At 64.5% G+C, this 24368-nt stretch carries 20 protein-coding genes; 8 read left to right on the top strand and 12 right to left on the bottom strand.

The features are described 5' to 3' along the window. Positions 1 to 44 precede the first annotated feature (44 nt). From ASR47_RS17250 to wrbA, 6 genes are read right to left on the bottom strand one after another with little or no spacing between them, the layout of a single operon-like run. Positions 45 to 1121, bottom strand: a complete 1077-nt coding sequence (locus ASR47_RS17250; protein ID WP_065309024.1) for a lipocalin-like domain-containing protein — start codon at positions 1119 to 1121, stop codon at positions 45 to 47. After that, the gene (locus tag ASR47_RS17245; protein WP_425402744.1) at positions 1121 to 3673 is read right to left on the bottom strand and encodes an FtsX-like permease family protein; all 2553 of its coding nucleotides are present in this window, start codon (positions 3671 to 3673) and stop codon (positions 1121 to 1123) included. Before ASR47_RS17245 ends, ASR47_RS17250 begins: the two co-directional genes overlap by 1 nt. 41 nt (positions 3674 to 3714) lie before the next feature. Then, a complete protein-coding gene (locus ASR47_RS17240; RefSeq protein WP_065309022.1) occupies positions 3715 to 4131 on the bottom strand; it encodes a DUF4124 domain-containing protein in 417 nt (138 codons plus the stop codon). Positions 4132 to 4133: 2 nt separating this feature from the next. Beyond that, positions 4134 to 5549, bottom strand: coding sequence for an FAD-binding oxidoreductase (locus tag ASR47_RS17235; RefSeq protein WP_065309021.1), 1416 nt, complete (start codon positions 5547 to 5549; stop codon positions 4134 to 4136). Then, positions 5546 to 5959, bottom strand: a complete 414-nt coding sequence (locus ASR47_RS17230) for a DUF2069 domain-containing protein (protein ID WP_082988990.1) — start codon at positions 5957 to 5959, stop codon at positions 5546 to 5548. Before ASR47_RS17230 ends, ASR47_RS17235 begins: the two co-directional genes overlap by 4 nt. Further along, entirely contained in the window at positions 5956 to 6564 is a 609-nt protein-coding gene (gene wrbA / locus ASR47_RS17225; protein WP_065309257.1) for an NAD(P)H:quinone oxidoreductase, read from the bottom strand. Before wrbA ends, ASR47_RS17230 begins: the two co-directional genes overlap by 4 nt. A gap of 68 nt (positions 6565 to 6632) precedes the next feature. Between wrbA and ASR47_RS17220 the strand changes: the two genes are divergently transcribed. Further along, positions 6633 to 8009 carry a YihY family inner membrane protein gene (locus ASR47_RS17220; RefSeq protein WP_065309020.1) on the top strand — a complete coding sequence of 459 codons (1377 nt, stop codon included), beginning with the start codon at positions 6633 to 6635 and terminating at the stop codon, positions 8007 to 8009. 1 nt (position 8010) lies between these two features. Here the strand turns inward: ASR47_RS17220 and ASR47_RS17215 are convergent, their stop codons facing one another. From ASR47_RS17215 to ASR47_RS17205, 3 genes are read right to left on the bottom strand one after another with little or no spacing between them, the layout of a single operon-like run. Then, positions 8011 to 9996 carry a DUF6630 family protein gene (locus tag ASR47_RS17215; RefSeq protein ID WP_065309019.1) on the bottom strand — a complete coding sequence of 662 codons (1986 nt, stop codon included), beginning with the start codon at positions 9994 to 9996 and terminating at the stop codon, positions 8011 to 8013. Further along, positions 9993 to 10823 carry an alpha/beta fold hydrolase gene (locus ASR47_RS17210; RefSeq protein ID WP_065309018.1) on the bottom strand — a complete coding sequence of 277 codons (831 nt, stop codon included), beginning with the start codon at positions 10821 to 10823 and terminating at the stop codon, positions 9993 to 9995. Before ASR47_RS17210 ends, ASR47_RS17215 begins: the two co-directional genes overlap by 4 nt. A gap of 1 nt (position 10824) precedes the next feature. Continuing rightward, the gene (locus tag ASR47_RS17205; RefSeq protein WP_065309017.1) at positions 10825 to 12135 is read right to left on the bottom strand and encodes an O-acetylhomoserine aminocarboxypropyltransferase; all 1311 of its coding nucleotides are present in this window, start codon (positions 12133 to 12135) and stop codon (positions 10825 to 10827) included. Between the two features lie 196 nt (positions 12136 to 12331). On the opposite strand from ASR47_RS17205, the gene ASR47_RS17200 reads away from it, so the two are divergent. After that, the gene (locus tag ASR47_RS17200; RefSeq protein WP_065309016.1) at positions 12332 to 12937 is read left to right on the top strand and encodes a 2OG-Fe(II) oxygenase; all 606 of its coding nucleotides are present in this window, start codon (positions 12332 to 12334) and stop codon (positions 12935 to 12937) included. 134 nt (positions 12938 to 13071) lie between these two features. After that, a complete protein-coding gene (locus ASR47_RS17195; RefSeq protein WP_065309015.1) occupies positions 13072 to 13518 on the top strand; it encodes a CBS domain-containing protein in 447 nt (148 codons plus the stop codon). Between the two features lie 49 nt (positions 13519 to 13567). Here the strand turns inward: ASR47_RS17195 and ASR47_RS17190 are convergent, their stop codons facing one another. After that, complete coding sequence (locus tag ASR47_RS17190) at positions 13568 to 15829, bottom strand: putative bifunctional diguanylate cyclase/phosphodiesterase (RefSeq protein ID WP_065309014.1); 2262 nt, start codon at positions 15827 to 15829, stop codon at positions 13568 to 13570. A gap of 281 nt (positions 15830 to 16110) precedes the next feature. On the opposite strand from ASR47_RS17190, the gene aroC reads away from it, so the two are divergent. Beyond that, positions 16111 to 17205 (top strand): chorismate synthase, encoded by a 1095-nt coding sequence (gene aroC / locus ASR47_RS17185; RefSeq protein WP_065309013.1) that lies wholly within the window; start codon positions 16111 to 16113, stop codon positions 17203 to 17205. Between the two features lie 114 nt (positions 17206 to 17319). Here aroC and ASR47_RS17180 read toward each other — a convergent pair whose 3' ends face one another. Together ASR47_RS17180 and ASR47_RS17175 are read right to left on the bottom strand one after the other, a co-directional pair. Further along, positions 17320 to 18816, bottom strand: a complete 1497-nt coding sequence (locus ASR47_RS17180) for an HDOD domain-containing protein (protein WP_065309012.1) — start codon at positions 18814 to 18816, stop codon at positions 17320 to 17322. Further along, positions 18813 to 20552: a putative bifunctional diguanylate cyclase/phosphodiesterase gene (locus ASR47_RS17175; protein ID WP_065309011.1), complete on the bottom strand. Its 1740-nt coding sequence runs from the start codon at positions 20550 to 20552 to the stop codon at positions 18813 to 18815. Before ASR47_RS17175 ends, ASR47_RS17180 begins: the two co-directional genes overlap by 4 nt. Before the next feature lie 384 nt (positions 20553 to 20936). On the opposite strand from ASR47_RS17175, the gene ASR47_RS17170 reads away from it, so the two are divergent. From ASR47_RS17170 to ASR47_RS17155, 4 genes are all read left to right on the top strand, one after another. Next, positions 20937 to 22655, top strand: a complete 1719-nt coding sequence (locus tag ASR47_RS17170; RefSeq protein ID WP_065309010.1) for an isovaleryl-CoA dehydrogenase — start codon at positions 20937 to 20939, stop codon at positions 22653 to 22655. A gap of 143 nt (positions 22656 to 22798) precedes the next feature. Then, a complete protein-coding gene (gene upp / locus ASR47_RS17165; protein WP_065309256.1) occupies positions 22799 to 23449 on the top strand; it encodes a uracil phosphoribosyltransferase in 651 nt (216 codons plus the stop codon). 22 nt (positions 23450 to 23471) lie between these two features. Continuing rightward, complete coding sequence (locus ASR47_RS17160) at positions 23472 to 23834, top strand: Hpt domain-containing protein (protein ID WP_065309009.1); 363 nt, start codon at positions 23472 to 23474, stop codon at positions 23832 to 23834. Positions 23835 to 24143: 309 nt separating this feature from the next. Beyond that, positions 24144 to 24347, top strand: a complete 204-nt coding sequence (locus ASR47_RS17155) for a cold-shock protein (RefSeq protein WP_010398811.1) — start codon at positions 24144 to 24146, stop codon at positions 24345 to 24347. Positions 24348 to 24368 lie beyond the last annotated feature (21 nt).

The following is a 24368-nucleotide window of genomic DNA, read 5'->3' as shown; positions in this document are numbered from 1 at the left end:
CGGGGCAAGACCTGTCAGGTCTTGCCTCGGCATTTCCTGGCTTCCTACAGTTTCATCGGCGCCACATACCCCGTCATTTCCAGATAGGCGTGGCCGGCCGGCCGGCCGTCGCGCTTCACTGTCACCGCGCCTTCCCAGTAGACGGCGCCGGTGGAGCGGCGCGAATCGAGTTCCTGGTCCGGCTGCAGCGGCGTGATCTGCCAGCGCGTCGACCCGGTGCGTATCTCGGTGGCGACCGGGTATTCGGCCCTGGTGCGCGGCGACCGCCACAGCTGCGTGGGCGTGAAATCGACTTCGCCGGGCGCGAACTGCGTCACCTTGCCCTGCGCATCGCGCCAGCTGGCATGGGCCCATAGTTTAGCACCTGTCTTGCTGCGGATCTGGAAGGCCATCAGGGCGCCGCCGTCGTCAAGGTTGGCACCGATCCAGTTCCAGCCGCTGGCGTTTTCGTCCAGCACCTGGCTCGACCACTCATGGTCGAGCCAGGTGGTGCCGGTCACCGCCTCGCTCTTGCCGCCCGCGCGGGCGATGGTGCCGCTGGTCGCAAGCTGTGGCACGCTGTAGTAATAGCTGGCCTGGCTAGCCTGCGGACCCTTGCGCGAAAAGCCGTTTTCACCCTGCAGCAGCTCGGGCTGGGTCGGCGCCAGCCGCAGTTGCAGGTTGAAGTCGCGCGCCGCCAGGCTGACCCGGTAGCTGCCGTCCTGGTCGCGCCGCATGCGCCAGTCGTCGAGTTTCACGTCCGTGTCGCCGACCTTGGCGTAAGCCAGGCCAAAGCCCTCGCGCGCGCTTTTTTCATCGTGCAGCAGCTTGCCCACTTTCGGGTCCGACAGCGCCGCATGGCCGATGATCAGCTGCTTCGGTGCGAACGCACTGGGGTTGTCGGCGTCAAAGCCGGTGGCGCTGCGAAAAAACGTCACCTGGTAGCCCAGCTGTTCGCCGCTGGCCGTTTTTACCCAGCCGGTGGCGTACCACCATTCCGTCTTGTAGGCGGGGTGGGCACCGAAATCATGCGGCAGTTTCAAGGACTGGCCGGCGGCCAGCGGCGTGACGGGGGCAAAGGCCGGCGGCGCGGCAAACACTGGCAGGGCCAGGGCGATCAACAATACAAACAGACGGCGCATTACCAGTCCTCCCTGACGGCGCGGATGGGACCACCGGACAGCGCCTGGCGGCCGGAGACCAGCGCCGTGGCGGCGGCGGCCGCCAGCAGCGCGCCGGCCACGGTGGCGATCAAGGGCCAGGGCAGGTGCAGCTGCATGGTCCAGTGGAACGATTGCGGGTTGACGACAAACACCAGCACAAAGCTGATCAACAGGCCCAGCACAAAACCGGTGGCGATGCCCAGCGCCGTCAGCGCGCCGCCCTCGAAGGCCAAAATACCAAGGATCTGCCCGCGCGTCACGCCCACATGGCGCAGCATGCCGAACTCGCGCGCCCGCGCCAGGGTCTGCGCGGAAAACGTGGCGGCCACGCCGAACAGGCCGATCACGATGGCGATCGCCTCTAACAGATAGGTGACGGCAAAGCTGCGGTCAAAGATTTGCAGGCTCAGCGCCCTGATCGCGGAGGTCTCCGACACTTCGAGGCTGTCGCCAAAGGGCAGGGTTTTCAAGGCTTGCTTCAACTGCTCGGCGGAGACTCCCTTGGCCAGCCAGATGGCCGCGTCGCTGACATCCATGTCGCGCGTCATGGCGCGGTAGGCGTCCAGCGGCATCTGGATAGCCCCGCTGGAACGCGCATAGTCGCGCCAGATGCCGGCCACGAAGAAGGAATGCAGGCCGCCGGCCAGCGGCAGGTCGATCCGCTGGCCGGGCTTGCGGTTGTACAGGTCGGCGGCCGCCTCGGACAGCCATACGGGGCTGGCGCCGGCGGGCACCGGCAGGCTGTCGCCCACCAGTACCAGGCTCTTGCCCGGGTCCTGCAGGTTGACCGGCCGCGCGATCAGCACCACATTGGGGCGGTCGGGGGCCAGCGACATGCTGCGCAGGCGCTGGAAATCGACCTTGGCCACGCCGGGCAGGGCGGCGATCAGGGTCTGCTCGCGCGGATTCATGCCTGCGGTGCTGCCGGCGGCGGCCGTGCGTGCATAGACATCGGCCGGCAGCACCTGCAGCAGCCAGTCGTCGACCGAGACGCGAAAACTCGACACCATGATGGCCATCGCCACCATCAGGCTAAAGCTCGACAGCACGCCGCCCAGCGCGATGCCGGCCTGGCCCGAGGCATTGGCCAGGCGCGCCAGCGTCAGGCTGATCACCGGCAAGCGGCCGCTCATGGCCGTGCGCAGCCAGGCGCGGTGCAGGAAGCGAAATACCAGCGCCGCCAGTTGCGGCATCAGCGCAATGGCGCCGATCAGCAGCAGGGCGATCGACAGGTAACCGAACAGCGGCAGCTCGAACACCGGCGGCAGCTGGCTCAACACACCGGCCAGCAGCAGGCAGGCCAGCGCCGGCCAGCTTTTCGCCAGGCGGGTGGTCACCGCTTCTTCGCTGCCCGACTTCAAGGCGATGGCCGGCGCCGCGCGCGCCGCTTCCAGCGCAGGCGCTGCGCAGCCCAGCAGGGCCACGCCCAGGCCCAGCGCAAAATACACCAACGCGGCGACAGGCGTGAACTGCACTTCGGGCTGCACGCCCGCAAAGTAACCGGCGCCCAGGTCGCCGCCAAAAAAGCGCAGCGCCACGGCCGCCAGCGCGTAGCCGCAGGCAATGCCCAGCGCCGAGCCGACCACACCGAGGCTGGCGCCTTCGAGCAGCACCTGGCGCAGCAGGCTGGCGCGCTCCATGCCCAGCACGCGCAGCAGCGCGAACTGGCTGCGCCGGCGTATCACCGACAAGGCCTGGGTGGAAAACACCAGGAACGCGCCGGTGAACAGGGCGACCAGCGCCAGCACGGTCAGGTTGACGCGGTAGGCGCGGCTGAGGTTGTTGTTGCGGCTGTTCTGGTTTTCATCGTTGGGCTGGCTGACGCTGAAACGGCCCGGATACCGTGCTTCCAGGTCGCGCGCCAGCGCCGCCTGGAAGGCGTCGCGGTTGACGCCATTGCGCAGTTTCAGCTCGATGCGCGACAGCTGGCCCAGCTTGCCGAAGCGCCACTGGGCCGCGCCGATATCCATCACGGCCAGGCGCTGGCCGGCGCGCGCGCGTTGCAATGACCCGGCCATGCGCAGCGTCACGCTGCCGGTGCCGGCGCGCAGCGCCAGTTGGCCGCCTTCCTTGAGATTGAGCCAGCGCTGCGCCGCCGGCGATAAAAAGATCGCGTCATCGGCCAGGGTGTCGAAGGGCTGGCCATTATCGGCTGAGCCGATCAGGTCGGGCGAGATAAAGCCGACGCGAAATACGTCGAACGCCAGCACATGCAGCGGCTCGCCACTCTTGTCCGGGCCATCGACGACGCCGACCTGCAGGTCGAGCACCGGCGAGGCGACCGCCACGCCGTCGCGCTGCGCCAGCTGCGGATAGATGTTTTCATCGAACAGCGCTTCGCGCCCGGCCACCTGCACGTCGGCCTGGCCGGACAGGCTTTTCACGGCGCTGGAAAACTCGTTGAATGCGGCCGCATTGATCAGGTGGATCGCAAAGCCCAGCGCCACGCCGATGGTAATGGCCAGGATGGCGACCAGCGCGCGCACCGGGTGGGCGCGCCATTCACCGAGCAGCAGCCAGCGCGACAGCATGCGGCGCGAGGAAGGAGCGCAAGGAGCCAAGGGCTTCCCGCTCAATTGAGGCATTCGATGGCGAGTTTTTCACCGGCGCGGCGCACCTTGGTCTGCGCCGCATCGCGATTTTTATCGCCGGCGCCGACGGCGTCCTGCGCCGCCCACTTCTGTTCCAGGCGCAGCTGGGCGCAGCGTTTTTCACGCACTTCGGCCTGCTGGGCGCCACGCGCGCGAGCCTGGTCTTCGCGTGCCTCGCGCTGCTTGCGCGTGGACTCGAGCTGGCTGGCGACCCGCTGCTGGCGCGTGGCCGCGCCCTTGTCGACGACGGGCGGCGGTGGCGGCACCTCGATGATCTGCAACTGGCCGGCCGCGCACGGCGTTTCGCTGTAGCTGGTCTGGCCGTTCTGCACGCATTTGTAGACGGTCTGCGCGCTGGCGGCACTGGTGGCTGCCAGCAAGACGATGGCGGCGAACATTTTCACAATATCTTCCCCGGATTCATGATGTTCTGCGGGTCCAGCGCCTGTTTGACCGCGCGCATCAGCTGCAGTTCCAGCGGCGATTTGTAGCGGGCGAGGTCCGCCTTTTTCAGCGCGCCGATGCCGTGCTCGGCCGAGATCGAGCCGCCAGACGCGTGCACCTGGTCGTGCACGATGCGGTTGATGGCGTCCTGGTTGGCGAGAAAAATCGTGTCCGTCATGCCCAGGGGCGGCGCCACGTTGTAATGCAGGTTGCCGTCGCCCAGGTGGCCGAAGCAGACCAGCTGGCAGCCGGGAAAAGCCGCTTCCAGCGCTACATCGGTCAGGGCGATAAAATCGGCGATGACGGAGATCGGCAGCGAGATATCGTGCTTGATGTTCTTGCCGGCCTGCGCCTGGGCCAGCGGAATATGCTCGCGCAACTGCCACAGCCCTTCGCTTTGCGCCACCGAACTGGCGACCACCGCGTCTTGTATCAGTGCTTGTTCCAGCGCCGCACCGATGCTCGCTTCGAGCAGTTCGATCGCATGCGCTTCGGACTGGCTGCTGGACAGTTCCAGCAGCACATACTGGCCATGCGCCTGCGCAAACGGGCGCGGCAGTTGTGGAAACTGCTCGGCCACCAACCGCAGGCAATAGGTCGACATCAGCTCGAAGGCAGTGAGGCTGGCGCCGCAGTGGTCCTGCATCAGGCCGAGCAGCCGCAGCGCGTGGGCGGGAGACGCCATCGCGGCCAGCGCCGTGATGCTGGCCTTGGGCTGTGGATACAGTTTCATTACCGCGCCCGTAATCACGCCCAGTGTGCCTTCGGCGCCGATATACAGGTCGCGCAAGTCGTAGCCGGTATTGTCCTTGCGCAGGCCGCGCAGGCCGCTCCACACCTCGCCTTGCGGCGTGACCACTTCCAGGCCCAGGCACAGTTCGCGCGTATTGCCATAGCGCAGCACGGCCGTGCCGCCCGCATTGGTGGCCAGGTTGCCGCCGATGGTGCAACTGCCTTCGGCCGCCAGCGACAGGGGGAACAAACAGCCAGCCGCGGCCGCCGCTTCCTGGATGGTTTGCAGGATGCAGCCGGCGTCCACCGTGATGGTGCGGTTGACGGCGTCGACCTGGCGTATGCTGTTCAGGCGCGCCAGCGACAGCACCACGGCCGTGCCGGAAGCGTCGGGTATGCTGCCCAGCACCAGGCCCGTATTGCCGCCTTGCGGCACCACGGGAATCGCCCACTGGCTGCAGGCGCGCAGCACGCCGGCCACCTGTTCCACGCTGGCGGGACGCAGCACGGCCAGCGCGCTGCCGGTAAAACGGTCGCGCCAGTCGGTGAGGAAGGGCGCCATGTCGGGCGCCGCTGTCAGTACGTAGGTCTCGCCCAGCAGTTCGCGGCAGGCGTTCAGAAACGTGGTTTGATCGCTCATTTTCGGGTACTGACCTTATTCACTTTTTCCAGCAATTCCCTGGCCATGCGCTTGGCGGCTTTCTTGTACGGGCGCAGGTACAGCACGGCGCAGAAAAAATACACGACGACGATGAGCGCTTCGCCCCAGGCCATGAAGGCGGAGTTCGGATTGGTGTCGCTGTAGCCGCGCACCACGCCCTCGGTGAAATACAGCAGGATCACCATCGACGACCATTGCAGGGTGTAGACATCGCGCTTGATCACGCCATACAGTGGAATCAGCAGCGGCACGGCTTTCAGCACCAGCCAGGAGCCGCCCGGTTTCAGTGGCGCGACCACGGTTTCCCACAATGCGCACCAGACGATGAGCGTGGCCAGGCTGGCGATCGCGCCCCAGTGGAAATACTTGTGCAGCGCGCCCGTCATCATGCCCCCGCAAGTTTGACGGCGTTTTCGGCCAGGCGGCGGCCCAGGGCCAGCGCCAGGCGTTTTTCATCCTCGCTGATGGCCTTGTCGCCGTCGATGCCGGACCAGTGCGTGGCGCCATAGGGCGAACCGCCGGTGGAGGTGGTCATCAGTTGCGGGTGAGTGTAGGGCAGGCCCATCACCAGCATGCCGTGGTGGAACAGCGGAATCATCATCGACAGCAACGTCGCTTCCTGGCCGCCGTGCAGGCTGCCGGTGGAGGTGAACACGCAGGCCGGCTTGCCGGCCAGGCTGCCGGCCAGCCAGTCGCTGGCAGTGCCGTCCCAGAAATACTTCATGGCGGCGGCCATATTGCCAAAGCGCGTGGGCGAACCGAGCGCCAGGCCCGCGCATTCCTGCAGGTCTTCCTGCTCCACGTACGGCGCGCCATGCGCGGGCACCTCGGGCGCGGTCGCTTCGGCCACGGTGGAGACGGCCGGCACGGTGCGCAGCCGGGCGTCGCAGCCCGGTACGCTTTCCACGCCTTGCGCGATCAGTTCGGCCAATTGGCGCGTGGCGCCGTGGCGGGAGTAGAACAGGACGAGAATAATCAGATTGGTAGGCTTCATCATTGGTATTATAGGGCGCTTTGCAGCCCGATACGAAGCCATCATGGCGCCGTTCTGATTTCGATTACATGTTTTTAAAAACCATACAGTCCTTCTTCCTCTACCTGTCGCAGACCTTGCGCTTCGGCATTGCCGTCATGCGCGGCGTGAAGTGGCCCGAAGTGCGCGACCTGCTGCAGTTCGCCGGGCGCCGCGTGCGCGAGGAAAGCCTGCCGCAGGTGGCGGGCAGCCTGACCTTCGCCACCGTGTTTGCGCTGGTGCCGCTGTTGACCCTGGCGCTGGCGATCTTTACCACTTTCCCGCTATTTAATACCTTCCGCCATGCGCTGGAGGATTATTTCGTGCAAAGCGTGATGCCCAAGGGTATCTCTAACACCATCCTCGGCTACCTGACCACGTTTGCCTCGAAGGCGACGCGCTTGTCGGCGATCGGCGCCGGCGCACTGATCTTTACGTCGGTGGCGATGATGAATCTGATCGAGCGCGTCTTCAACCGCATCTGGCGCGTGCGCCAGGAACGGCGCTGGACCAGGCGCTTGCTGGTGTACTGGGCCATCGTCACCCTGGGCCCGCTGCTGGTCGGCGTGTCCCTGACTGTCACCACGCGCGTCTTCATGGCCACCAGCGGCCTGGTCGGTGATGTGCCTTTCATCGGCGCCGTGTTCTACACGCTGGTGTCGATAGGCCTGACCATGCTGGCCTTTACCTTGCTGTACATGACGGTGCCGAACCGCGACGTCGACTGGCGCGACGCGGCCTGGGGCGGCTTGCTGGCCGCACTGGCGTTCGAGGTGGCCAAGCGCGGTTTCGGCGAATTCATCCAGGACTTCCCCACCTATTCGCGCATCTACGGCGCACTGGCCGCGCTGCCGCTGTTCCTGGTGTGGATCTACCTGAGCTGGATGATCACCCTGGTGGGCGCCTTGCTGGTGGCCGCCCTGCCGGTCGTCAAATACGAGCGCTGGTGGTACGAGGCGGCGCCCGGCAGCGAATTCGTCGACGCCGTGGCGATCCTGAAAGTGCTGCACCAGGCCTGCCACTGCGCCGATTCGGCGCTGGTCGGCGCGGCCGAAATCCGCAGCCGCACGCGCCTCGGTTTCGATGAAATGGAAAAACTGCTCGACAAGATGGTCGAGCAGGGCTGGGTGGGCCGGGTCAACGTGGACGCGGCCGTGCGGGTGCAATGGGGCAAGCGAGTCGCCGACAGTTCCGACCACTGGGTCCTGCTGGGCAATGTCAACCGCATCACCCTGGCCGACGTCTACCGCCTGTTCGTGTTCGGTGGCATGCGGGTGAACTCCGGCTACCCGGCCGGCTCCACCAACGAGCGCGACATGCAGGCGGCCGACGAAGCGGCGCGCCTGGCCGCCCAGGTCGAAGGCGCGGTGGAAGAGGGCCTGGGCATGAGCCTGGCCAAGCACTTCGGCGAAGTGCGCTGCAAGTGAATCAGTAGACCCGCGGATTGATTGCCGACTGCCGCGCGATGGCATCGAACGCTGCCATGTCCTGCTCGCGCAGCACGGCCAGCCAATACGTGTCTTCGCCGTCGTGCATATTGACCAGTTTTAATCCATGCGGCGCCAGATGGTGCGCGATGGCGTGGAAACCGTCGGTGATGGTCTCGCCATCGTCAAAGCCGCTCCAGCTGAAGTCCTGCAGCGCCGGCACGGCGATATGCTGGCCGATGATGGTGATTTGCTCGACCGACTTCCAGTCCAGCGTGGTGCCATGGCCGAGCACGTCGGAAGCGTTGGACCACAGCAGGAACAGGCAGGCCGCTTCGGGCGTGTCGCCGTCGCATTCTTCGTCGGGGTGGTCTTCCGCCAGCTCTTCCAGGGTGAGGTCGACGCAGCGCCGCGCCAGTGCTTCGTCACCCTGCAGCAGCAGGGCGGCGATGGCGCGCAACTGGTCGCGGTCGGCCTGCTCGATGACCTGGGCTGGTGTGTAGCTGTTGCGCTCCACGGGCGCTTGCCGGCCCAGATTCATGGCCTGGTTCAGCTGGGCCGAGATATCGGCCTTGAAGCCGTCCACCGTATCGACCTGCGCCAGCAGTATGCCCGCAAAATCCATGCGCCACACCATGCCGTCCTTGATCACGAACAGGAAGTCGCTCTGCGCGGTGATGCCGGGCAGATAGTGGGCGGGCGCATATTGGGGCGTGAACGCCTGCTTGCCGTCCAGGCTCAGCATGCACACCAGACCCTGCGCATCGGTGGCGTAGATCAGGTTCTTGCGCAGCTTCGGTGGCGAGGACGTGGTGGCGCTGTCGATCAGGCTGTACTGGCAGGGCGCCAGCAGCTCGCCTCTGATGTTGACCAGGCCGAACAGGAAGCGGCCGGCGATGCGCTGGCTGACGATGGCGATTTTTTTCCGGGTGCCGAAGTCCTGCACCGAGCTGTAGACGGGCGGCACCGCGATGGCGCCATGCTGATCCATCACGCCTTGCACATTGCGTTCGTCCTCGTCCTGGGTGGGCCGCTCGAATTCGAGCAAGCCATCGTTGCGCTCGCAGGTGTTCTCGACGCCTTCCATCACGACCGCGCCATCGGGCAGGTGCAGCAGGCTGCTGGCGCCGTGCTCGCGCAGGCGCAGCGCCAGGTGCGGGCTGATCACGTACAGCTTGCCGGGGGCGGGCGGCAGCACGACCGTGCCGTTCAGGTCCAGCAGGCCCTGGCAGCCGGCCTGCGACGCCGGTTCGTAGGTGAACCAGCCGTTTTCGGCATCGTGCGTGCACAGTTCGACCGCCTGCAGCGACAGCGGCACGATCCAGCGGCCATACGGCGTCACCAGCCCATGCACGCCCGGATCGCCGACGGCGCTCACGTCGTAGCACTGCGCATCGTCGACCCATGCGTGTACCTGCAACTGCTGCAGGAAGGGCAGTTCTTCCACGTCGCGTTCTTCGATATTGCCCAGGTGGGCGCAGGCCGACGAGCACCAGTAGCCGATCGCGTCCATATCGGCCGCCAGCAGCGGCTGCAAGGCCGGCTGTTCGCCACGCAGCAGCGCCGTGTGCAGCGCCGCCGATTCATCGGCGATCGCCCGCAGCTGCGCCGCAAACGCCGGTGTGCCGATATCTTCGTCGATCAGCTGCACGCAATCGAGCAGCAGCCACTCGTCGCCCTCTGCCAGCAAGCTGGCGATGGCGCTGCGCGCGACAATCGCTTGCGCGTCGCGCGGCGGCGCCATCAGCGACGACAAGGCCTGCCAGCTGGCGCGCGCCTGCGCGATCGGCGCGGCCAGCGCGCAAACGTGTTCCACGCCATCGTCGTACAGCGGCCAGGCGACCGCTTGCGCCGCGCCGCCCAGCAGCAGCTTGAACAGCATCGGCGTGGTTTGCCGCCATTCGGCCAGGCCCTTGACGTCCTCGATGTCGAAATCGGGATGGTCGGGAAGCGTGGGGGTACTGAACAGGACTGCGGTAGAAATCATCGTGAGGTCGTCAGGAAAACAGGTTTGGTGGCGGCAAAGGCGTACAGGGCGTCAAGCACGGCGTCGGGCTGTTCGGCCATCAGTTCGTGCCCGGCGTCGACCTGCACCACCTTGCCGTGGGCGATGGTGGAGGTCAGCAATTTTGTCGATTTCGGCGGCGTCATCATGTCGCGCGCACCGAAAATGAACAGGACCGGGCAGGTAACCGAGGCGGCGGCAAGCTCGCCGTTGGCATAGGCATTGCAGGCGTAAAAATCGGTATGGAACACGTGGCCGGGATTGATGGCCGAGATGCGCTGCTTGAGCCGGCGCGCGCCGCCCATGGCGTAGAAGCCGGGGCCGGGAAACGAGGGCTTTTGCGCGATCGAGGAATGCGACCAGAGATTGACCATGTCGATCGCCGCCTGTTCGTCGTTTTTCGACGTGGCCAGCAGCGCCGGCGAGACGGTCATCGGATAGGTCGAACCGAGCATGGCCAGCTGGCTGACGCGCCCGGGCGCCAGATGCGCCGCTTCCAGCGCGATCAAGGAACCCATGCTGTGGCCGACCAGCATCGCCTGCGCCACGCCAGCGGCGTCCAGCACGGCCAATATCCAGCGCGCCAGTTCCTCCACGCTGGTCCTGGCGTCGCCTGCGCTCCTGCCATGGCCGGGCAGGTCGACGGCCAGCACGTTCCAGCCATGGTGGGCAAAGTAGCGCGTCTGCAGCGCCCACACGCAATGGTCGTTCTGCGCGCCGTGGATAAACACGGCGGTGGGCTGGGCGGGGTTGAAAACCTTGCCACCCGTGTAGCAATACGCGGCGTGGTTGTCGACGGTATGGATCATCTCAGGCGCCTTTCTGCGACAGTTTCAGGCCACGCGCGAGGTCGCCGATCAGGTCGTCCGCGTCTTCCAGGCCCACCGACAAACGCATGGTGCCTTGCGTGATGCCGGCTTGCTCCAGCTGCTCGTTGGGCACGCGGAAGTGGGTGGTGGAGGCGGGGTGGATCACCAGCGACTTGGCGTCGCCGACATTGGCCAGGTGCGAAAAAATGGCCAGGCTGTCGACAAAGCGCTGGCCGGCCGCGCGCTCGCCGCGCAGGTTGAAGGTGAAGACGGCGCCCGCGCCCTTGGGCAGCAGGGTCTTGGCCAGTTCGTAATCGGGGTGGGACGGCAGTTCGGGGTAGGACACCGATTCCACGGCCGGATGGGCCAGCAGGAAGTCGATGACCTTGCGCGTATTGGCCACGTGGCGATCCATGCGCAGGCCCAGCGTTTCGATACCCTGCAGTACGGCAAACGCGTTGTGCGGACTCATCACGGCGCCAAAATCGCGCAGCCCTTCGCGCCGCGCGCGCAGGGCGAACGGCGCCACGGTCGATTCTTCGGCAAACACCATGCCGTGAAAGCCGTCATACGGCTCGCACAGTTCGGCAAAGCGGCCGGTCTTGTCATAGCTGGCCTGCCAGTCAAAGGTGCCGCCGTCGACCAGCAGGCCGCCAATCGCCGTGCCGTGGCCGCATAAAAACTTGGTGGCCGAGTGGAACACCAGGTCGGCGCCATGGTCAAAAGGTTTCAGCAGATACGGCGTGGTAAAGGTCGAGTCCAGCATCAGCGGCAGGTGGTGTTCATGCGCCAGGGCGGCCACCCGGGGAATGTCCAGCACATCGAGGCCGGGGTTGCCCAGCGTTTCGGCGAACAGCACCTTCGTTTCGGGCCGGATCGCGGCGCGCCAGGCGTCGATATCGCGCGGGTCGACAAAGGTGGTGTCGATGCCGAAGCGTTTCAGGGTGTAGGCCAGCAGATTGTGCGAGCCGCCGTACAGGGCGCGCGAGGCCACCACGTGCGAGCCGCTGCCGGCGATCGTGCACAAGCCCAGGTGCATGGCGGCCTGGCCGCTGGCCGTGGCGATGCCGGCCACGCCGCCTTCGAGGGCGGCGATGCGCTCTTCGAGCACGGCGTTGGTGGGGTTCGAAATGCGCGAGTACACATGGCCGGCGCGCTCCATGTTGAACAGCGAGGCGGCATGGTCCGAACTCTTGAAGGCGAACGAGGACGTGAAATGAATCGGCGTGGCGCGCGCGCCCGTGGCCGGATCGGGCGCGGCGCCCGCGTGCAGGGAAAGAGTGTCGAAACCCAGGTACTTCGGACCGCTCATGATGTCTCCGCCATTATTTTAGTGCCCAGATCGTAACCCGATTGGCCGCGGAATAAAAGTCCAGCCGTGCAGGGCGCATGGATGGTAGGATGTCGGCGTCAGCGATCTTTGGCGTCTGCTTCACTGAAATCCTGGGCTAATGACTGCGCCTGCAATGGCACGCGCAGGTGTACTTCCACCAGGAAAGATTTGCCCGATGCTGACTTCGCCCACCGCATGCGACCTGTCGTTCGACGAGTTGCGCCGCCACGGCTGGTCGCAGCACGACGGTTTCCTGTCGCCTGAACTGGCGCGCCAGCTGGCCGCGCAGTGCGTGCGGGCGCGCACGGATGGCCGCATGAAGGTGGCCGGCACCGGCAGCGGGCGCACACCAGGCGTGCACGGCGCCATCCGCGGCGACAGCATCGCCTGGCTGGAACAGGGCCAGTCCGATGCCTGCGACCAGTACCTGGAACGGATGGCGCACTTGCGCCAGCAGCTGAACCGCGAGCTGTTCCTGGGCCTGGACGACTACGAAAGCCATTTCGCCCTGTATGCGCCTGGCGCGTTTTACCGCACCCACCTCGACCGTTTTCGCGATGACGATCAGCGCACGGTGTCGGTGGTGATCTATCTTAATGAAGGCTGGCTGCCCGCCCACGGCGGCGCGCTGCGCCTGCATCCCGAGGGCGAGGCCAGCCTCGATATCCTGCCCGAAGCGGGCCGCATGGTGATGTTTTTGTCGGCCGAGATGCTGCACGAAGTGCTGCCGACCGCGCGCGAGCGCCTGTCGCTGGCCGGCTGGTTGCGCCGGCGCGCCTAGGGTGCAGTGCGATTGCGCTGTCCTGTGGGATTTGATTGATCGCAAGGCTGGATTTTTTGGCAGGCATAGGCTACAGTCCCAGTCAGGGCTCAGAACAACTACAATACCACTCTCACGCGGACAGGACGGCCAATATGAAAGTATCTGAAATTCTCCAAGTCAAGGGCAATATCCTCTATACGGTGACGCCCGACCAGCCTTTGCTGGATGCGGCCAACACCATGGCGGAAAAAGACATCGGCTCGCTGGTGGTCATGGAATTTGGCGACCTGGTCGGCATGCTGACCTTCCGCGAGGTGCTCAATGCGCTGCACGAAAACGCCGGCCAGATCGGCGGCGGCACCGTGCGCAAGCACATGGATGACCACCCTATCACCGTCACGCCCGATACGGAAGTCAACGAAGTGCGCCGCATCATGCTGGAAAAGCATGCGCGCTACCTGCCGGTGATGAACGCCAAGACCCTGCTGGGCGTGATTTCCTTCTACGACGTGGCGCGCGCCGTGCTCGAAGCGCAAAGCTTTGAAAACCAGATGCTCAAGGCCTATATCCGCGACTGGCCGGCCGAAACGCCGGACTGATGTTGGTCTGAATGAAACAAGACGCCGGCAGATGCCGGCGTTTTTATTTTCAGGCCGCGCCCTGCATCGCTTCATCGCTGAGCCAGCTGGACAGCGCATCGGCCGTCATCGGCCGCGCGAACAGAAAGCCCTGGGCGATCGGGCAGCCCAGCGATTGCAAAATCTGCGCCTGGCGCTCGTCCTCGACGCCTTCGGCGATCACGGCCAGACCCAGGTTGCGGCCCAGCTGGATCACCATTTCGGCGATGCTGCTGCCGCGCGCCGAGCCGGTGATTTCAGTGACGAACGCGCGGTCGATCTTCAGCCGGTCCACCTGCAGCCGCTGCAAATACGATAGCGAGGAAAAGCCCGTGCCGAAGTCGTCGATGGCGATGCTCACGCCGGTCTGCTTGATCTGCCACAGCATCTTGATCAACAGGTCCGGCTCTTCCATCGCCATCGATTCGGTGATCTCCAGTTCGATGAATTCGGGCGGCGCCTGCGTGTCTTCCAGCGCCCGGCGCAACATTTCCAGGAACAGCGGATGGCGGAACTGCACTTGCGACACGTTGACCGACATCACGAAATTGCGGTTGCCCTGTTCGCGCAGCCGCACCAGTTCGCGGCAGGCGGTGCGCAGCACCCATTCGCCGAGTTCGATGATAATGCCCGAGTATTCGGCGATCGGAATAAAGCGGTCGGGCGAGATGAACTTGCCGTCCGGCGTCTGCCAGCGCAGCAGCGCTTCGGCGCCGACCGGGCGGCGCGTCGACAGGTCGATCTGCGGCTGGTAGACGACAAACAGCTCGCCTTGCGCAAAGCCGGTGCGCAGCGCGTGCATCATGCGCACGCGCTCGCGGATCTCGATGCCCATGCTGCGCGAAAAATAGAAGTGGCCGGCACGCTGCTGGGTCTTGGCGCGTTTCAGGGCGATATCGGCGTCTTTGAGCGCATCGGCGCCGGTGCCCGCATGTTCGCCCAGGCGCACCAGGCCCAGGGTGGCCGACAATTGCACGTCCTGGCCGTCGATGCTGAACGGCGTCTGGAACAGCGCCAGGATCTGCACCGGATTGACTTCGCTGGCATCGCCCAGCACGCAGAAAATATCGCCGCCCAGGCGCGCCACCGTCAGCTGCGAACCGAGCTGGTTTTGCAGGCGTTCGGCCACGGCGACCAGCAGCAGGTCGCCGAACTTGTGGCCGAGCGCATCGTTGGTTTCGGCAAAGTGGTCGAGGTCGACCAGGCACAGCGTGGCGTCGTCGCGGGCCGGGCCGGCCAGCGCCGCGTCAAGGATCTCCACCAGTCGTGTGCGGTTCGGCAACTTTGACAGTTGGTCGTAAAACGCCGCATTATGCAGGTGGCTGACCAGCTCCACATTGTCCAGTCCGACGGCGACATTGCTGCAAAACACTTCGAGCAGGCTTTCCTCGATCGCCGTCAGGGGGCGCGGCAGCAGCAGGTAGGCGGCCGAGTCGCGGCTCGACTTGCCGGCGAAATACAGGGTGGCGTAATCGTGGGCATACACATTGCGCCGCTGCGCCAGCGCATGTTCGATCGCGCCGGCAATGCGCGGATTGTCGATGCTGCACAAGGTGCCGTGCGCCACGCCCGAAAAGCAGCCGGCATGGGCGCAGACCAGCAGGCTGCGCTTGCCCTGCTCGCTCACTGCCTGGGTGCACAGCACGCCGTCGGCGCGCAGTTGCAGCAGGTCGGCCACCAGCGCCAGCACGCCGGCCGAGAAATTATGCACGCCATGCAGGGCCATCAGCTGGGTGCTGGCGTGGACGATGCGGTCCAGGCCCAGCCGGCTGTTGCTGATGGAACGGATCTGCTCGTACGAGCGGATGGCGGCCGTCACGGTGGTAAACAGCTTGATGCGGGTCAGCTCGGATTTGGTCTTGTAGTCGTTGATGTCGAAATCGCGGATGGCGTCGATTTCCGGCGCATAGCCGGGCTGGCCGGTGCGCAGGATGATGCGCACATCGCTCAGCTTCAGCGTTTCGCGGATATGGCGCACCAGATGCAGGCCGGCGTCGTCCTGCTCCATCACCACGTCGAGCAGGATGACGGCGATATCGCTTTCATGCTTGAGCAGCTCGCGCGCCTGGCCGGCCGAATAGGCGTGCACGAACTCGAGCGGACGGTTCTGCATCTCCAGGTTGCCGAGCGCAAAGGTGGTGGTGGAATGGACGTCTTCATCGTCGTCGATGATCATCACCCGCCACACGCTGCGCGCGCCGCTACTGGCCGGCGCGGCAGGCTGCTCGTCAAGGAATACCAGGTCGTCGTGATCGTCCTTGTCGGCATCAAGGGGGGTGATCGGTTCGGGCATGTAGTTTACTTCTCCAGAGCGCAATGAGGTAGGCGTATCGGCAAGCACGGGGCAATATCAATCACAACATCCAGCCAGCTATCTTGATCCAAGTATATAGCGATTTAACAAGCCAAATATTTTTTTTAGGTTTATTCAATGCGGCAATATTTGCAGCTTTGCATGATTGTAACTGTTACTCCACATTTTCTACTGAAACTCTGCTGCCGCGCGCCGCCGGCGGGCCAGGGCAGGGCGTGGGCTGGTAGAATGGCGTTTTCCAGTCTTTCATATTCCCTACTATGTCCGGCAACTCTTTTGGCAAGCTGTTTACTGTTACCACTTTCGGCGAATCGCACGGTCCGGCCATCGGCTGCGTGATCGACGGCTGCCCTCCCGGTCTGGTGTTGTCGGAAGCCGATATCCAGCCAGAGCTCGATCGCCGCAAGCCGGGCACCTCGCGCCACGTGACGCAGCGCCAGGAGTCCGACACGGTTGAAATCCTGTCCGGCGTCTACCAGGGCGTCACCACTGGCACGCCAATCGCCTTGCTGATCCGCAATGAAGACCAGCGCAGCAAGGACTACGGCAATATCGCCGAAAGTTTCCGCCCGGGCCACGCCGACTATACCTACTGGCATAAATACGGCGTGCGCGATCCGCGCGGCGGCGGCCGCTCGTCGGCGCGCCTGACGGCGCCGGTGGTCGGCGCGGCAGCGATCGCCAAAAAATGGCTGTTGCAGCAGTACGGCACCACCTTCAAGGGCTGCATGAGCCAGCTTGGCGATATCGCCGTGCCGTTCCAGTCCTGGGATCACGTGCACGCCAATCCTTTCTTTGCCGCCAGCGATGACGCCGCCCTGATTGCCAGCATGGAAGAGGCGATGGACCAGCTGCGCCGCGACGGCGACTCGATCGGCGCCCGCATCGACGTGATTGCACAGAACGTGCCGGTGGGACTGGGCCAGCCGATCTACGACAAGCTCGACGCCGACATCGCCTACGCGATGATGGGCATCAATGCCGTCAAGGGTGTGGAAATTGGCGCCGGTTTTGATTCGGTGGCGCAAAAAGGGTCCGAGCATGGCGACGAACTGACGCCGGAGGGTTTTGTCGGCAACAACGCCGGCGGCGTGCTGGGCGGTATCTCGACGGGCCAGGAGATCAGCGTCTCGATCGCCATCAAGCCGACCTCGTCGATCCGCACGCCGCGCCGTTCGATCGACAAAGAGGGCCATCCCGTGATGGTGGAAACCTTCGGCCGCCACGACCCCTGCGTGGGCATCCGCGCCACGCCGATCGCCGAAGCCATGCTGGCGCTGGTGCTGATCGACCATGCGCTGATGCACCGGGCGCAGTGCGGGGATGTGGCGGTGTCGACGCCGAAGTTGAAATAAGAATCGCGTAGGTCGGATTAGCGCTTCGCGCGTAATCCGACATCATCGTTGGCCGCGTTAACAATGTTGTGGGATTACGGCGCTTCGCGCCTGAGCCGACCTGCGCTGTAAACGTCAAGCCACCTTGTTCGCCACCAATTCCAGCTGGTGCCGCATCTCCACCGACTGCACCAGTAACGCCCGGATATCGTTGATCAGATTGAATTCCGTCTGGTTCAATTGGATCGGCGGGAAGCTGTCATCCCAGTCGCCATATAGGAATCCGGTCGGATGGCCGTTGGCCGACAGCGGCAGCACCACGAAGCAGCGCGCGTCCGACAGGGTGCTCTTCCACCATTGCGGCAGCTTGGCGGCGAATTTCGGGTCGCGTGCATTGTCGATGAAGATCACGCGGTCGCTATTGAGAGCCGCATGGAACACGTTAGGCTCATAGGCGTCGCCAAACACCATCAGATCCTGCAGCTCGGCCGCGCCTTCGCCCATGCAGATGCGCGCCGAATACAGGTGCTCCTTGTGGTTGCGCACAAAGGCCACCGAGCGTGAAAAATCGAAGCCCTGATGCAAGGTTTCCAGCGCCATCGAGACCATCTGGCCCGGATTGGCCGTGCCGAGCGCGCCGCGCAGGTCCGACAGGCCACCGATCAGGATGCGGTTGCCTTCGGCGCGCAGGCGGGTCGAGGCCAGCTGGCGCGCGCGCCGCTCGGCCGGTTTCGACAGCGGCGCGATGGTCAGATCGGCCACCGCCATGACCTTGGCTTTTTCCACCGCTTCCACCACCACTTCAGGCTGCATGCCCAGCATGCCGGCGTAGTTGTCGATCAGCGCATGGACTTCAGCGGCGCCATTGGCGTCGTCATGCCACAGCACGTCGGCGCAGCGCGCCGCCATGGTCGACAGGCCCGCCATCCAGTCGGCGCCGCTGACTTCTTCGCCAGGCTGCATCGGCGCCAGGGGGCGCATGCCGTCGATCAGGTGCTGCGGCAAGCCCCAGTGGGCGGCCGTGGCGTAACCAACTTCGGGCAGGCTCAGGCCCAGAATTTCCGGCGCCGCCGCCGCTTCATTGCCGGGGCCGCCGTGCGCCTGCAGCCGCGCCCAGTAATCGGTCATGTAAAAGGTCACCATCATGCGGCCCAGGGTATGGAGCATCGAGCACACCACGGCCTGTTCTGCCTTCAGGTTGCCGGCGCTGCTGGCCACCTGTTGCGCCACCATGCCGGCCAGCACGGCTTTTTCCATCTCCACATGGGCGCTGACCGAGTCCGGTGTGGCCTGAGACAATTCCTCGATCAGTTTCAGGCCCAGCGCCAGGTGGCCGATGGCGTCCAGGCCCAGCACCAGCACCGCTTTCGACACCGTGTTGACCCTCTGGCCAAAGGCCGAATACATGCCACTGTTGGCCAGGCGCAGCACCTTGTGCGTCAGGACCGGGTCCGACAGCACGGTTTGCGTCATGTCGAATTCATGGTCGTCCTCGCCACGCATGGCGCCCAGGATGGCGCTGATGGCCTTGGCAAAGCCGGGCATGTCGCCCTGCTGGCGCGTGCGTGACCACAGCAGGTCCAGGGTGTTCCTGCCGAGCTGGGTCGGCGGCGTGTAGTGGCCTGGGTTCATTGCACGCCTCCGCGCGGTTCATGGGCAGGCGGCGCCGTCACCAGCGCCGCATAGGTTTTTTCGCTCAGTGCCGCCAGCGCCGCATGGGCGGGCATCGGCTTGCCGGTGAGGTAGCCCTGCACATAATGGCAGCCGCGTGATTCGATGAAATGCATTTGTTCTTCGGTTTCCACGCCTTCTGCCACCACCGACAGATTCAGGTGCTTGGCCAGGTCGAGAATGGTGTTGCAGATGGCGGCGTCCTTGCTCGATTCGGGCAAGTCCTTGATGAAAGTACGGTCGATCTTCAGCACCGAGATGGGGAAACGCTTCAGGTAGGCCAGCGATGAATAGCCAGTGCCGAAGTCGTCGATGGCGATGCGCGCGCGGCGTTCCGTCATTTTCACCAGGATGGCCTCGGCGTGCACCGGGTCGATCATCAGGGTGCCTTCGGTAATTTCCAGCACCAGGCTGTCGCCGGACAGGCCGGAAAACGCCAGCGCGTCGTCGAGCACGTCGAGGAATTTGTCGTTGCGGAACTGGCGCGGGCTGATATTGACCGACATATAGAGCGCGCGCTGCGCCACTTCCTGGAATTGCCGCAGTTGTACGCAAGCCGCTTTCAGCGCCCAGGCGCCCAGCAGGTTGATCAGCCCATTGGCCTCGGCGATCGGGATAAAGCGCACCGGCGGCACCAGTCCCAGGGTCGGGTGCTTCCAGCGCATCAATGTTTCAAAACCCTGGATCTGGCGCGTGCGGGCGTCGACGATGGGCTGGTAATACAGCAAGAATTCGCCTTCGCGCACGGCCTGGAACATTGCCGCTTCGAGCGAGATATCGTGTTCGGACGGGCCGTTCAGGCGCGGGCTGTAGATCAGGCAGCGCGCCTTGCCGGTGTCCTTGGCGCGCGACATGGCCGCGTCGGCCAGCGCCACCAGGCGCACTTCATCTTCCGCATGCAGCGGGTAGATCGACACGCCGATCGAGGCGCCCACGTAGATCTTGTGGCCATCGACTTCGAACGGTGCCTGCAAGGTGGCCAGCAAGCGCCCCGTGACCAGCTTGATCTGCGCATCGGTGGCGCTGCCGGGCAGCACGGCAACGAATTCGTCGCCGCCGGCGCGCGCCAGGGTATCGCTGTCGCGCAAGGTCTTGCGCAGGCGGCCGGCGGCCAGGCGCAGCACGGCGTCGCCCACCGGATGGCCCAGGCCGTCGTTGACTTTCTTGAAGCCATCGAGACCGATGGTGGCCACCGAAAAGCCCTGGCCCGAGCGCGCCGCCTGGGCGATCACCATGCGGATACGGTCCGACAGCAGCAGCCGGTTCGGCAGTCCCGTCAGGGCGTCGTGGGTGGCCATATGGCGCAGGCGCTCTTCCGTATTGTGCTGGGCCGAGGTATCGCGTCCGACCACCAGCAATTCGGCCAGCCCGCCCTGGTTCATATAGCACGACAGGCGCAGTTCGAACCAGATTTCCTGTTCCGGCGTCTGCAGCCGCACGTCGAGGCGGCCCGGCTCTTCGAGCGCGTCCTGCAGCGCCGCCTGCAGCGCGGCGCGCGAGCCTTCGGCCGCCAGCGGCAGCAGCAACTGGCCGGCCAGGCCGGCCGGTGCGGCGAACAGCATGGCGGCGCGCTTGCTGGCAAACAGGATCAGGCCGTCCGCATCGAGCCGGAACACGATATCGCCTGCCTCTTCCATGAGGTTGTCCAGCGCGTGGCGTGTCTCGCGGTGGGCGGCGGAGGGGGTACTGGAAAACATCGTGCTGGCTTAACCTTTATCAGTGCTGCCGCCCAACTATGCGCATGGCGGCGAGCAAAATCATTGCGCATGGCGCGCCGCATCATCGCTAGCGCGCCGGGTAAGTGGAATCATCTTGAAAGGACAGCAACAAAATCGCCGCTGCCTGCACGATGGCCCCGATCTATAGGGAATGTATCATTGAAAACCTGGCAAAAACATGAAATTAAGCAACATTCCTCCAAGTAATATGAAGAGTGTTGTTCAGCGTGAATGTCATTGACACCCCGGTGCCACGCTTGCCGGCGCCATGCCTTTGCGCTAGTCTCGCCGGAGGAACTACGGTATTTCGCGCCGCCTGCCAGACCAGTGCGCCATGATAGCAAACCGCGATGGGGAACCGCCATGAATGCTTGTCAACTGCCAGCAAATACGCATGAAGTTTTCAACCAGGCCACGCCATTCGAGAACATCAATCTGTACACCTGCGATCCAGCCTTGCAAGAAGCGGTGCGGCGCGAGGGCGGCGGCGCCGCATCGGCTTGCCTCGCTGCGCTCGGCGAACGGCTGGGCAGCGCCGAGCTGATGGCGCTGGCGCAGCTGGCCAATGTGCACGGGCCGCAACTGCAGCAGTTCGACCGCAGCGGACGGCGCATCGACGAAGTGACATTTCACCCGGCCTGGCATGGCCTGATGGAGGTGCTGGTCAAGGCCGGCCTGCATGCGGCGCCGTGGGTGGCGCCAGCCGCCGGGGCCGGGACCGGGACCGGAACCGGGACCCATGTGGCGCGCGCCGCCGCCTATATATTAGTGGGGCAGCTGGAAAATGGCGTGCAATGCCCGCTGACGATGACGTTTGCATCGGTGCCGGTGCTGCGCCAGGCGACAGGCTTGCCGCAGATTATGCAGCGCTGGCTGCCGAAAATTCTTTCCTCCGAATACGATCCGCGCTCCCTGCCGGTCGAGCACAAGCGTGGCGCGCTGATCGGCATGGGCATGACGGAAAAGCAGGGCGGCACCGACGTGCGCAGCAATACGACCTGCGCCGAGGCGCTGCCGCTGGACCAAGCGCAGGCGCTGTTTGGCGCCGAGGCGAACAAGGTGCACCGCATCGTCGGCCATAAATGGTTTTTCTCGGTGCCGCAAAGCGACGCCCACCTGATCCTGGCGCAGGACGCTGGCGGCGCCGGCCTGTCGTGCTTCTTCCTGCCGCGCTACTTGCCCGATGGCAGCCGCAACGCCATCCGTGTGCAGCGCCTGAAGGACAAGCTGGGCAACCGCTCGAACGCGTCGGCCGAAGTGGAGTTTGCCGGCGCGTATGGCTGGCTGCTCGGTGCGGCGGGCAGGGGCATTGCGACCATTATCGACATGGCCAGCCATACACGGCTCGATTGCGTGCTGGGCAGTGCCGGCATCATGCGCGCCGCCTTGAGCCAGGCGTTGCATCACGCGCGCCAGCGCATGGCCTTCGGCAAGGTGCTGGCCGAACAGCCCTTGATGCAAAATGTGCTGGCGGACCTGGCGCTGGAATCCGAAGCGGCGACGGTGTTCGCCATGCGCCTGGCGCGCTGCTTCGATGAAAAAGACGACCAAGGGCAGGCAGCGCTGGCGCGCGTGCTGACCCCTGCCGGCAAATACTGGATCTGCAAGCGCGGCCCCGGCTTTGGCGCCGAGGCCATGGAGGTACTCGGCGGCATTGGCTATGTGGAGGAGGCGCCGCTGGCGCGCCTGTACCGCGAACTGCCCGTCAACTCGATCTGGGAAGGTTCCGGCAATGTCATGTGCCTGGACGTGCTGCGCGCGCTGGCGAGGTCGCCGGCCGCGCGCGTGGCACTGGCGGCGGAACTGGCGCTCGGGGGTGACGCCGACGCCACCTTCGTGGCCTGCCGCGCGCGCTTGCTGCAGACGCTCGAGCAGGGCGATGCTGACGAATTCGACGCGCGTAAATTGGCCGAGCGCATCGTGCTGGCGGTGCAGGCGGCCTTGCTGCTGCGCCATGCGCCGGCCTGCGTTTCCAGCGCCTTTGTCGCTACGCGGCTGGCGCAGGCGCCCGGTGGCGCCTATGGCCGATTGCCTGCCGGCACTGACTGCGCGGCCATTCTGGCGCGCGCCTTGCATGAATAGGGCACGGCAGGCGCTGCAATTATTTCTGAAATTCCAGCCACAGCAATGCTTGAGGCTGGGATAATGCGGTCATCCATCATTCATCGACAGCTATGCGCGGGCAGGGCCAGTGGCCGCCGCGCTTGACGAAAGAGCACAAGCACATGAAACAAGACCCGCGGTTTCCCAATCTGTTCATCACCGATCACCCGCTGATCCAGCACAAGCTGAGCCATATGCGCGAGCACGACACCTCGACGCGCACCTTCCGCGAACTGCTCAAGGAAATCACCCTGCTGATGGGTTATGAAATCACGCGCGACCTGCCGCTGACCACGCGTGAAATCACGACCCCGCTGATGACTGTCGACGCCCCCGTTATCGCCGGAAAAAAACTGGCCATCGTGCCGATTCTGCGCGCCGGCATCGGCATGAGCGACGGCCTGCTGAACCTGGTGCCCTCGGCGCGTGTCGGCCATATCGGCGTCTATCGCGACCCGGCCACCCATATGCCGGTGGAATACCTGGTGCGCTTGCCGGACCCGAGCGAGCGTACCTTTATCCTGTGCGACCCGATGGTCGCCACCGGCAATTCGGCCGTGTACGCCGTCGACGTGCTGAAAAAACGTGGCGTTTCCGACGAGCAGATCATCTTCCTGGCGCTGGTGGCGGCGCCGGAAGGCGTGACCGTGTTCCAGAACGCCCATCCGAACGTCAAAATGTTTGCCGCAGCGCTCGATTCGCACCTCGACGATCATGCCTATATCGTGCCTGGCCTGGGCGACGCGGGCGACCGTATCTTCGGCACCAAATAACTCACTGACGGGTAATCACCACATGGCCACCTTGATCGATCCCGACTTTCGCGCCCGCTTGCGCGCCCTCAATGACAAATACGCGGCCGGCGTGCCGGCGCTGATGCAGGCGATCGCCGATGCCCAGGTGCGCTGCGATACCGAAGGGCCGCGCCTGGAGCAGTTGACCGCCTTGCACCATGCGCTGCATGCGGTGGCCGGTTCCGCCGCCACCTTCGGCTTTGCCACCCTGGGCCAGGAATGCCGCCGGCTGGAACAACTGGCGCGCCAGTTGCTGAACGAGCCGGCCCATGTGCTCGCCGAGTGGCCCGTGCTGAGCGGGCAAGTGGGTGCCTTGCTGCGCTGGGCCGCGACGGACCCGGCCGCCACCCATTTTTCGGCCTGACGACAATGTTAGATGGGCGTGGTTCAAATGATATATTTGATACAACGCAAAACGTATGCGGCTTGGATTAGGATATAGTGTGTTCATGCCGCTGCTTCAGCGGCGCCGCAAGACCGGGATTTTTGGCTGTTTTGACTATGAAAGTAGGCCACGCAAGTTTATTTTGCGAAAAAATGGTTTTTCCCAGTTTTGTTGGTATAATTGGGCATCGTTGGATTCGAGGTAGTAGTGCAGTTTGTCTGTCATTTCTTTCTTGCTTCAAACGATATAACGGGCGCAAGCCCAACTTAACTGAAATAGGAAATTGTAATGGCAACTGGCATCGTAAAATGGTTCAATGATTCGAAGGGTTTCGGCTTTATTACCCCTGACGAAGGCGGCGAAGATCTGTTCGCTCACTTCTCGGCTATCCAGTCGAACGGCTTCAAGTCCCTGCAAGAGAACCAACGCGTTTCTTTTGAAGTGACTGCTGGCCCTAAAGGCAAGCAAGCTTCGAACATTCAGCCAATCTAATACGCTGGATCAAACGAAATA

The organism is Janthinobacterium psychrotolerans (assembly GCF_001677885.1).
GTDB lineage: Bacteria > Pseudomonadota > Gammaproteobacteria > Burkholderiales > Burkholderiaceae_D > Janthinobacterium > Janthinobacterium psychrotolerans.
This window is presented reverse-complemented; position numbering and strand designations above follow the sequence as displayed.